Origin of the sequence: Stutzerimonas stutzeri SDM-LAC (assembly GCF_000235745.1) — a bacterium.
Lineage (GTDB): Bacteria > Pseudomonadota > Gammaproteobacteria > Pseudomonadales > Pseudomonadaceae > Stutzerimonas > Stutzerimonas stutzeri_H.
Genome location: NZ_AGSX01000064.1, coordinates 41,328 through 51,495, shown reverse-complemented (window position 1 = coordinate 51,495; position 10,168 = coordinate 41,328). Strand labels below are relative to the sequence as shown.

Genomic DNA, 10,168 nt, shown 5'->3' with positions numbered 1-10,168 from the left:
GCGGGAGCCGCTCGCTCAGATTGAGGCTCGCCTGGCGCGCAACGAGCGGTTTCGCTCGGCGGCGGAGCAGGAACAGGTGCAACTGCTGGACAATTCCGGGCCGCTGGCCGAGACGGTCGAGCGCCTGCTGCAGCTGATCGATAAATCGCCGTTCGGCGGCTAGTCCAGCGGCAACTCCGTGGTCCGCTTCACTTCACTCATCGCAATGTGCGAATGCGCCTCCTGCACATGGGGGCGCTGCAACAGCTGATCGCGCAGGAAGCGTTCGTAGCTGTCGATGTCCTTGGCGACCACCTTGAGCAGGTAGTCCGACTCGCCGGCCATGGTGTGGCATTCCAGCACTTCGGGATAACCGACCACGGCGCGCTCGAATTCATCCAGATTGCTGCGCCCGTGGGCGGACAGCTTGATATTGACGAACACCGTCATGTTCAGCCCGAGCTTCTTGGGATTGAGCAGGGCGACCTTGCGCTCGATCAGCCCCTCTTCCTGCATGCGGTTGATGCGGCGCCAGCAGGGCGATTGCGACAGCTCGACCTTTTCGGCGATCTCGGCAGCGGACAGGTCGGCGTTGTGTTGCAGCAGCAGCAAAATCTTGCGGTCGATGCTGCTCAGCGGGGTCTGCATGGTTGTGCTCTTTTTGTTGTTGTTAGTGGATGGATCATGCACGCGATGGCGCTTACACCGCAAAAGTAGAAAGAAAATCTCTCTCTGTCACGGCCAGACTCTTATCAACGCGCAACGGTGGGGTGATCCCCCGCCGGTCGCTGGCGTGGGCCGGCTTACCGTGCAGCCGCCACAGCCTTGTTAGGCGGACAACGTAAAGCGTTGTCCTGACTCCGATAAAAACAAACAGGAGCGCCACATGTCATTGGCCGAGATCCGCCTGGATGACAAGTACCGGCTCGCTACCGGGCATCTGTACCTCACCGGCACCCAGGCGCTGACCCGCCTGCCCATGCTGCAGCATCAACGCGACCAAGCCCAAAACCTGAATACCGGTTGCTTTATCTCTGGCTACCGCGGCTCGCCGCTGGGCATGCTGGACAAAAGCCTCTGGGAAGCGCGCGATTACCTGAAGCAGCACGCCATCCATTTCCAGCCGGGCCTCAACGAGGAGCTGGCGGCGACGGCGGTCTGGGGCAGTCAGCAGACCAACCTGTTTCCGGGCGCCAAGTACGACGGCGTGTTCGCCATGTGGTACGGCAAGGGGCCGGGTGTCGACCGCTCTGGTGACGTCTTCAAGCATGGCAACGCCGCGGGCGTTTCGCCCCATGGCGGCGTGCTGCTGCTGGCCGGCGACGACCACGGCTGCAAATCCTCGACATTGCCGCACCAGAGCGAGCACGCATTCATCGCCGCCTCGATCCCGGTGCTCAACCCGGCCAACGTCCAGGAAATTCTCGACTACGGCATCATCGGCTGGGAACTGTCGCGCTATTCCGGCTGCTGGGTCGCGCTCAAGACCATCGCCGAAAACGTCGATTCCTCCGCTGTGGTGGAAGTCGACCCGCTACGCGTCAAAACGCGCATCCCGGAGGATTTCGAACTGCCCGAAGACGGCGTGCACATCCGCTGGCCGGACCCGCCGCTGGCGCAGGAAAAGCGCCTCAACCTCTACAAGATCTACGCTGCGCGGGCCTTTGCCCGGGCCAACAACCTTAACCAGGTGATGCTCGATTCGCCGAACCCGCGACTGGGGATCATCACCACCGGCAAGTCCTATCTCGACGTACGCCAGGCGCTAGATGACCTCGGTCTCGACGAAGCACTGTGCGCCTCGGTCGGCCTGCGGGTACTCAAGGTTGGCATGAGCTGGCCGCTGGAGCCGGTTTCGGTGCATGAATTTGCCCAGGGCCTGGACGAGATCCTGGTGGTCGAGGAAAAGCGCAGCATCCTCGAAGACCAGCTCACCGGCCAGCTCTACAACTGGCCGCTGGACAAGCGCCCACGGGTGGTCGGCGAGTTCGACGAGCACGGCACCTCGCTGCTGCCGAACCTCAGCGAGCTGACCCCGGCGATGATCGCGCGGGTGATCGCCAAGCGCCTCGCGCCGATCTACACCAGCGACAGCATCCAGGCGCGGCTGGCCTTCCTTGCGGCCAAGGAAAAGGCCCTGGCCGCGCGCAGCTACGACACCGTGCGCACGCCGCACTACTGCTCCGGTTGCCCACACAACACCTCGACCAAGGTGCCGGAAGGCAGCCGCGCCTCGGCCGGCATCGGCTGTCACTACATGGTGCAGTGGATGGACCGCCGCACCGAGACCTTTACCCAGATGGGCGGGGAGGGCGTCAACTGGATCGGCCAGGCGCCGTTCACCGACACGCCGCACATGTTTCAGAACCTCGGTGATGGCACCTACTTCCACTCCGGCAGCCTGGCGGTGCGCGCCGCGGTGGCCGCTGGCGTCAACATCACCTTCAAGATCCTCTACAACGATGCGGTCGCCATGACCGGTGGCCAGCCGATCGACGGCGAATTGCGCGTCGACCAGCTCAGCCGGCAGGTCGCCGACGAAGGCGTCAAACGTATCGCCCTGATCAGCGACGAGCCGGACAAGTACCCGACCCGCGAAACCTTTGCCTCCATCACCAGCTTCCACCACCGTCGCGATCTGGACGCCATCCAGCGCGAGCTGCGCGAGTTCAAGGGCGTGTCGGTGATCATCTATGACCAGACCTGCGCGACCGAAAAGCGCCGTCGGCGCAAGCGCGGCAAGCTGGAAGACCCGGCCAAGCGCGCCTTTATCAACCCGGCCGTGTGCGAAGGCTGTGGAGACTGTGGCGAGAAGTCCAACTGCCTGGCGGTGATGCCGCTGGAAACCGAGTTGGGCCGCAAGCGCGAGATCGACCAGAACGCTTGCAACAAGGACTTTTCCTGCGTTGAAGGCTTCTGCCCGAGCTTTGTGACCGTACACGGCGGTGGGCTGCGTAAGCCCGAGGCGATGGCGGGTGGTATAGAGGCGGCAACATTGCCCGAGCCACAGCACCCGGCGCTGGATCGTCCGTGGAACGTGCTGATTCCAGGCGTTGGCGGCAGCGGCGTGACCACCCTCGGCGCACTGCTGGGCATGGCCGCGCATCTGGAAGGTAAAGGCTGTACGGTGCTCGATCAGGCCGGCTTGGCGCAGAAGTTCGGCCCGGTGGTCACTCACGTTCGCATCGCCGCCAAGCAGGACGATATCTACGCCGTGCGCATCGCCGCCGGCGAAACCGATCTGCTGCTGGGCTGCGATCTGGTGGTGGCTGCCGGCGAGGATTCCCTGACCCGCCTCAACGATCAGATCAGTAACGCGGTGATCAATAGTCACGAGTCGGCAACCGCCGAGTTCACCCGTAACCCTGATGCTCAGGTGCCGGGCAAGGCCATGCGCGACGCGCTGGTCGATGCGGTGGGTGCAGAGAAAACCCACTTCATCGATGCGACCTTCCTGGCCACTCGGCTGCTGGGCGATAGCATCGCCACCAACCTGTTCCTGCTGGGCTTCGCCTATCAGCAAGGGTTGTTGCCGCTGTCTGCCGAAGCCATCGAAAAGGCCATCAGCATCAACGGAGTCGCTGCCGAGTTGAACCAGCAGGCCTTCCGCTGGGGCCGCCGTGCGGCACTGGAGCGCGAGGCGGTCGAGAAGCTGGCGCGTCCGTCTGAGTTAGCGGAGCCGATCTGCCAGACCCTGGAAGAGATCGTCGATTGGCGCGTGGATTTCCTCACCCGCTACCAGAACGCGGCCTACGCCAAGCGTTATCGCCGCGTGGTCGAGCGCGTGCGTGATGTGGATACCGCCGATGACCTGGCCCTGTCCAAGGCCGTGGCGCGTTACTACTTCAAACTGCTCGCCTACAAGGACGAGTACGAAGTGGCGCGGCTGTACAGCGAGCCGGAGTTCCGCCAGCAGCTCGAAGCGCAGTTCGAAGGTGACTACAAACTGCAATTCCACCTGGCCCCGGCCTGGCTGGCCAAGCGCGACAGCGCCACCGGCGAGCCGCGCAAGCGTGAGCTGGGCCCTTGGGTGCTGAACGTCTTCAACGTGCTGGCCAAGCTGAAGTTCCTGCGTGGCACGCCGTTGGACGTGTTCGGCTACGGCCATGACCGGCGCGTCGAGCGCGGATTGATCAGCGAGTACGAACGCAACCTCGACGAGCTCCTGGCGCAGCTCAAACCGACCAATTACCGCACTGCTGTGGCCATCGCTGCGCTGCCGGAACTGATCCGTGGCTACGGCCCGGTGAAGGAGCGCTCCATTGCCAAGGCCCGCCAGCAGGAGAAGCTTCTCAAGGAGCAGCTGAACCGAGGCGACGAAGTGCAAACCGTGCGGCTGTTCGAGCCGGCGGCGTAGCTTGGTGGAGCCATTCGCGGTCAAGACTAGGCGTCCCCAACCGCTCCCACGGGTTTTGCAGGTGTCGGGAGAGGTTTTACGAGTGACCTTGACCGCGAATGGATCGGCACAGGAACACCGGAACGCAGCAAACACCGGATCCTGCTCCAGGTGCCACCGCGCCGCTGCGTATGTCGTGGGAGCGGTCTTAACCGCGAGTGGATCGGCACAGGAGCACCGGTACGCAGCAAATACCGGATCCTGCTCCAAGGCACCGCTGCGCCGTTGAGTGTGTTGTGGGAGCGGTCTTGACCGCGAAGAACACCGCCGAGAAGCAGCGGGCGGCACCCGGTTTCGCTGTTACGACGCGCTCGTTAAGCGCTGCTTACAGACAACAAGGCCCTGCCAGCCGCAGGGCTTCAAACTAACAAGAACGAGGAATTCGCAATGTCCGTTTTCACCCATCCCGACTTCGACGGCCATGAACAGGTCGTCTTCTGCCACGACAAGGCATCGGGGCTGCGCGCCATCATCGCCATCCACGACACCACCCTCGGCCCGGCGCTGGGCGGCTGCCGGATGTTTCCTTATGCCAGCGACGACGATGCCGTGCGTGACGTGCTACGTCTGTCTCGCGGCATGACGCTGAAATCCTCGCTGGCCGGGCTCAAACTCGGTGGCGGCAAGGCTGTGATCATCGGCGATCCGCACACCGGCAAGAGCCAGGCGCTGCTACACGCCATGGGTGATTTCGTCGACAGCCTCGGCGGGCGCTACATCACGGCGGCGGATTCGGGCACCGGTGACCCGGAAATGCAGGCCTTCGCCCAGCGCACCCGCCATGTCATCGGCGCGACACCGCGTACCGCGCTCGACGGCAGCATCGCCAGCGGCGACCCGTCGCCCTCCACCGCGCTTGGCGTTTTTGTCGGTTTGCGCGAAGCGGTGCGTCAGCGCCTCGGTCGGGATGATCTTGCCGGCCTTAAAGTCGCCATTCAGGGTGTTGGGCATGTCGGTCTCGGGCTGGCTCGTCATCTCAAGGAGGCCGGTGCCGAGCTGTGGGTGTGCGACATCTTCGATGCCAATGTGCAGAAGGCAGTGGATGAACTCGGTGCCCGCGCGGTGCGCCCGCACGATATCTATGGCCTCGATGTGGATGTGTTCGCGCCATGCGCCATGGGCGGTATTCTCAACGCCGAAACCCTGCAAACGCTGCGTGCCCCGGTGATCGCCGGCGCTGCGAATAACCAGCTGGCCTCGCCAGAAATCGGCGCCGAACTGCAGCGGCGCAATCATCTCTACGCACCGGATTACGCCATCAATGCCGGTGGCATCATCGACGTCTACTACCAGCGCATTGGCGGCAGCCCGGCGCAGAGCGATGCGCATGTCCGCGGTATCGCCGACACCCTGCGCGAGATCTTCGAGCGTGCTGCCGCAGGTGGTGAGCCGACCTCGATCATCGCTGACCGTCTGGCGCGCGAGCGGCTGCACGTCGGTGAGCACACCGCACAACCGAGCCAGGAGCGACTGCACGCCTAATGATCATCCGGGCGACCCTGTGTCGCCCGATTTATTTCGGCAGCCCAGTCGTACTGCCGAGCCTTTGACGGAAGCATCGAGGTAGCGAGCCCAATCGCGGCTCGGTGTTAGGCGTTTGTACCCGGCGCCACGCAGTCGTAGCACAGACGGCCCCTGGCTCCCCATCGGCGTTTCCGTTGTAAGCCCTGACAAAAACAACAAGCAGGAATCCGCAATGACTGACAAAAGCAGCATTGCCGCCGGCTCTCTCGGTGGCACCTCCGTTCGTACTCAGCAAAGCGCGGCGCGTGGCCTCTGGTCTTCGCGCTGGGTGTTCTTCCTCGCCGCTACCGGCTCGGCGGTTGGCCTGGGCAATATCTGGAAGTTCCCCTACATCACCGGTGAGAACGGCGGCGGCGCCTTTGTACTGGTGTATCTCGGCTGCATCCTACTGATCGGCATTCCCTTGCTGATGGCGGAGGTGATGATCGGTCGCCGCGGCCGGCAAAACCCCGATGGTGCCGTCGCACGTCTGGCTCGTGAGGCCGGCGCCAGCCCGCGCTGGCGCGTGGCCGGTTGGCTCGGTGGGCTGACGGGCTTTCTCATCCTGAGCTTCTACCTGGTGGTGGCCGGGTGGGCGCTGGCATACGTCCCGGCCAGTTTCAGCGGCAGCTTCAACGGCGTCACGGGCGACGGCAGCGGGGCGATGTTCAACGCCATGTTGGCTAACCCGCTGCAACTGATTGGCTACGGCAGTCTGGTGCTAGCGGCGACCTTGCTGATTGTTGGTCTCGGTGTGAGTGGCGGGCTGGAAAAGTCGCTGCGTTTTCTGATGCCAGGTCTGTTCGTGCTGTTGCTGATACTGGTCGGCTACGCCGCGGTGAACGGCGAATTCGCCCGTGGGGTGGAATTCCTCTTCGTGCCGGACTTTTCCAAACTCACTGCGACCAGCGTTCTGATCGCGCTGGGCCACGCCTTCTTCACGCTCAGCCTCGGCTGCGGCGCGATGATGGTGTATGGCTCCTACCTGCCGGAAGGCACCTCGATCGCCAAGACCTCGATTCTGGTTGCACTGGCCGATACGGCCGTCGCCCTGTTGGCCGGCTTGGCAATCTTTCCCCTGGTATTCGGCAACGGTCTGGAGCCGGGCGCCGGGCCGGGGCTGATCTTCGTCACGCTGCCGATCGCCTTCGGCCAGATGCCGCTGGGCCAGTTGGTCGGCGGGCTGTTTTTCATCATGCTGGTGATCGCGGCGCTGACGTCGGCCATTTCCCTGAGTGAGCCCAGCATCGCCTGGATGACCGAGCGCTTCGGCATGACCCGCTTGAAGGCAGTGCTCATCAGTGGCGCGTTGCTGTGGTTGCTGAGTCTGGGCAGCGTGTTCTCATTCAATTACTGGTCGGAGTACATGCTGTTCGGCAAGACCTTCTTCGATAGCCTCGACTACCTGACCACAAATTGGCTGATGCCGCTGGGTGGTTTGGCGACGGTGGTGTTTACTGGCTGGGTGTTGCAGGAAAGGGTCGTGCGTGACGCCATTGGGATACGCCAGGGCGCGCTCTTTCATGCGTGGTGGCTGCTGCTGCGCTTTGGCACGCCTCTGGCCATCGTGCTTGTGTTCTTGAACCTGAGCGGGCTGATCTAGCGACTCTCCAATGACCGATGGCGCGCGGTTGCTCACGCCGCGCCGCCAGCCGGACGACACGAGAGGGTGGTGCGACGGCTTGTCGCATGCCGCTGTCAATTTTTCGTTACGACACGAGCCGCGCAACACTGGCGGTTGGTGTCTGTAGCGCGGCGTAAAGAAATCCTTCCGGTAAGTGCAACGTTTATCCCTGCGCCGCGCAGAAGGCGGGCTTGCGCGGCTCCTCTGCGTGGTTTGTGATGGGCGCGGCCAAGCCGGCTCCGCAGTCTTGCTGGCTTAACCATCAATAGGGCCACGGAGTGGTCCTAGGGTTGTCCGCATCGAGAAACCTGCACTGGGAGCGTTATGAGCACAGACACAACCACAATGGCGCCACCCACACTGAAGCTCTACGGCTATTGGCGTTCCAGCGCCGCCTACCGGGTGCGCATCGCGCTGAACTTGAAAGGCCTCGCCTTTGAAAACCTGCCGGTGCACCTGGTCAAGGACGGCGGACAACAGCGTTCGGCCGACTACAAGGCACTCAATCCGCAGGGACTGGTGCCGCTTCTGGTCGATGGCAACGAGCGCATCAGCCAATCGCTGGCGATTCTCGAATACCTGGAGGAGGTCTTTCCGCTTCCGCCGTTGCTGCCGGATGACCCCGCTGATCGCGCACGCGTGCGCTCGCTGGCGTTGCACATTGCTTGTGACCTGCATCCGCTGAACAACCTGCGCGTGTTGCAGTACCTCAGCGGCCCGCTGGGCATTGCGGACGAGGCCAAGCAGCAGTGGATCCAGCACTGGATCGCCACGGGCCTCGCTGGTGTCGAGCAGGGGCTGGCCGCCTTCGACGGCAAGCTGTCGCTCGGCAAGCGGCCGGGTTATCTGGAGGCATGCCTGATTCCGCAGGTATACAATGCGCGCCGTTTTGCCTGTGACCTCACTGCGTACCCGCGCATTCTCGAGATGGTCGAACGCTGCGAAACCCTCGAAGCCTTTGCCAACGCAGCTCCGGAGGTGCAGCCCGACGCTCAATAAAGGTTGACCGCCCTCACTCCGTCGCGCCACAAGCGCGGCGGGTTCGATTTCCGTCACAGATAAAAACAAACAGGTGACGCATGACACGTGAAAAACCCAAGAACCTCTGGCTGTCCCGCTGGGGCTTCATTCTCGCCGCGACCGGCTCCGCAGTCGGCCTCGGCAACATCTGGAAATTCCCCTACATCACCGGCGAATACGGTGGTGGCGCCTTTGTGCTGATGTACCTGGCGTGCATTCTCGCCATCGGCGTCCCGGTGATGATGACCGAGATCGCCATCGGCCGTCGCGGTCGTGGTAGCCCCATCGACGCCATTGGCCGGGTGGTGCGCGAGAACAACGGCAACCCAGCGTGGAAGGCCGTCGGCGGCATGGCCATGTTGGCCGGCTTCATGATCCTCTGCTTCTACGTGGTCGTTGCCGGCTGGGCCTTCGCCTATACCGTCAAGATGCTTGACGGCTCCTTGGCGGCCGCCTCGGTCGACGGCATGGCGCAGATCTTCGAAACGCATAACGCCAACCCGTGGGCGCTCGGTGGTTGGAGCCTGCTGGTGGCGCTGCTGACCCTGTGGATCGTCGCCAAGGGTGTGCAGAAGGGCATCGAGAATGCGGTGCGCTGGATGATGCCGGGGCTGGCGGTGATGTTGCTGATCCTGGTCGGCTACGCCTTTACCAGCGGTGGTTTCGATCAGGGCTTTGCCTTCCTGTTCAGCTTCGACACCTCCAAGATCACCGGCGAAGCCTTGCTGGCCGCCCTCGGTCATGCCTTCTTCACGCTGAGCCTGGCTTCCGGTGCGATTCTGACCTACGGCTCGTATCTGCCCGATGACAAGTCCATCGCTCGTACCACCTTCACGGTCGCGATCATCGATACCTGCGTGGCGTTGCTGGCTGGCCTGGCGATCTTCCCAATCATCTTCGCCAACGGCATGGACCCCACCGCGGGGCCTGGGCTGATCTTCATGAGCCTGCCGTTGGCCTTCCAGCAGATGCCGTTCGGCACCCTGTTCGGTGTGCTGTTCTTCGCCATGGTGTGCCTCGCTGCGCTGACTTCGGCCATCTCGATGATCGAGGCCACCGTCGCCTATCTCAACGAGAAGCACGGTATTAGCCGTGTCAAGGCTGCCATTGGCGCCGGCGCGGTGCTGCTGGTGATCAGCATGCTGGCGATGCTTTCGTTCAACCTGCTGTCGGGTTGGACACCGGCGGGCAAGAACTTCTTCGATTGGCTGGACTATCTGACCTCGCGCTGGATGATGCCGCTTGGCGGGATCTTCATGGTGATCCTGGCTGGCTACTGCCTGCGTTCGGACATCATGCGCGACGAGCTGAGCCTGCCGCCGCTGGGCTATGCGCTGTGGCTGTTCATGGTGCGCTACGTCAGCCCGGTGATGATCATGATGGTCTTCCTGCATGCGCTTGGCTGGCTGGGCTTCGACCCGCTTCAGCGCTGGTACTGGATCGCCGGCGCCATCGGCGTGCTGACCATTCTCGGCGAAGTCATGCGGCCACGGGTCATGCCGGCGCTGGCAGGGCGCTGAGTTCGCGGTCTCATCTGGTGCGGTAGCAGAGCGGCACACTCAGCAATGAGTGTGCCGTTTTTGCTTGTGTCGGCAGTCCGTTTCGTCACACCTCAAATTAAAGATTTATCGGTAGCAGCCGACAGA

6 protein-coding genes and 1 pseudogene are annotated in these 10,168 nt (G+C 63.1%); 6 read left to right on the top strand and 1 reads right to left on the bottom strand.

Annotation, left to right across the window (positions count from 1 at the left end; all coding sequences use genetic code 11):
- A pseudogene (locus PSTU_RS21765) lies at positions 1-163 on the top strand (phosphonate metabolism protein/1,5-bisphosphokinase (PRPP-forming) PhnN); the annotation flags it as partial.
- Here the strand turns inward: PSTU_RS21765 and PSTU_RS0107595 are convergent.
- Positions 160-627: an Lrp/AsnC family transcriptional regulator gene (locus tag PSTU_RS0107595; RefSeq protein WP_019340442.1), complete on the bottom strand. Its 468-nt coding sequence runs from the start codon at positions 625-627 to the stop codon at positions 160-162. The pseudogene PSTU_RS21765 and the gene PSTU_RS0107595 overlap by 4 nt on opposite strands.
- Before the next feature lie 238 nt (positions 628-865).
- Here PSTU_RS0107595 and PSTU_RS0107590 point away from each other — a divergent pair, with 238 nt between their 5' ends.
- The 5 genes from PSTU_RS0107590 to PSTU_RS0107565 all read left to right on the top strand — a co-directional run bounded on the left by PSTU_RS0107590 (position 866) and on the right by PSTU_RS0107565 (position 10,042).
- Entirely contained in the window at positions 866-4,336 is a 3,471-nt protein-coding gene (locus PSTU_RS0107590; RefSeq protein WP_019340441.1) for an indolepyruvate ferredoxin oxidoreductase family protein, read from the top strand.
- A 426-nt stretch (positions 4,337-4,762) separates the two neighbouring features.
- Positions 4,763-5,857: a Glu/Leu/Phe/Val dehydrogenase dimerization domain-containing protein gene (locus PSTU_RS0107580; protein WP_019340440.1), complete on the top strand. Its 1,095-nt coding sequence runs from the start codon at positions 4,763-4,765 to the stop codon at positions 5,855-5,857.
- Positions 5,858-6,071: 214 nt separating this feature from the next.
- Complete coding sequence (locus PSTU_RS0107575; protein WP_019340439.1) at positions 6,072-7,481, top strand: sodium-dependent transporter; 1,410 nt, start codon at positions 6,072-6,074, stop codon at positions 7,479-7,481.
- A gap of 366 nt (positions 7,482-7,847) precedes the next feature.
- Entirely contained in the window at positions 7,848-8,501 is a 654-nt protein-coding gene (gene maiA / locus PSTU_RS0107570; protein ID WP_019340438.1) for a maleylacetoacetate isomerase, read from the top strand.
- Positions 8,502-8,581: 80 nt separating this feature from the next.
- On the top strand, positions 8,582-10,042 hold the full coding sequence (locus PSTU_RS0107565; RefSeq protein WP_019340437.1) for a sodium-dependent transporter: 1,461 nt from the start codon (positions 8,582-8,584) through the stop codon (positions 10,040-10,042).
- Positions 10,043-10,168 lie beyond the last annotated feature (126 nt).

Coding starts and splice junctions, on each gene's coding strand:
- PSTU_RS0107595 (WP_019340442.1), bottom strand. CDS start 627: ATGCAGACCCCGCTGAGCAGCATCGACCGCAAGATTTTGCTGCTGCTG.
- PSTU_RS0107590 (WP_019340441.1), top strand. CDS start 866: ATGTCATTGGCCGAGATCCGCCTGGATGACAAGTACCGGCTCGCTACC.
- PSTU_RS0107575 (WP_019340439.1), top strand. CDS start 6,072: ATGACTGACAAAAGCAGCATTGCCGCCGGCTCTCTCGGTGGCACCTCC.
- maiA (WP_019340438.1), top strand. CDS start 7,848: ATGGCGCCACCCACACTGAAGCTCTACGGCTATTGGCGTTCCAGCGCC.
- PSTU_RS0107580 (WP_019340440.1), top strand. CDS start 4,763: ATGTCCGTTTTCACCCATCCCGACTTCGACGGCCATGAACAGGTCGTC.
- PSTU_RS0107565 (WP_019340437.1), top strand. CDS start 8,582: ATGACACGTGAAAAACCCAAGAACCTCTGGCTGTCCCGCTGGGGCTTC.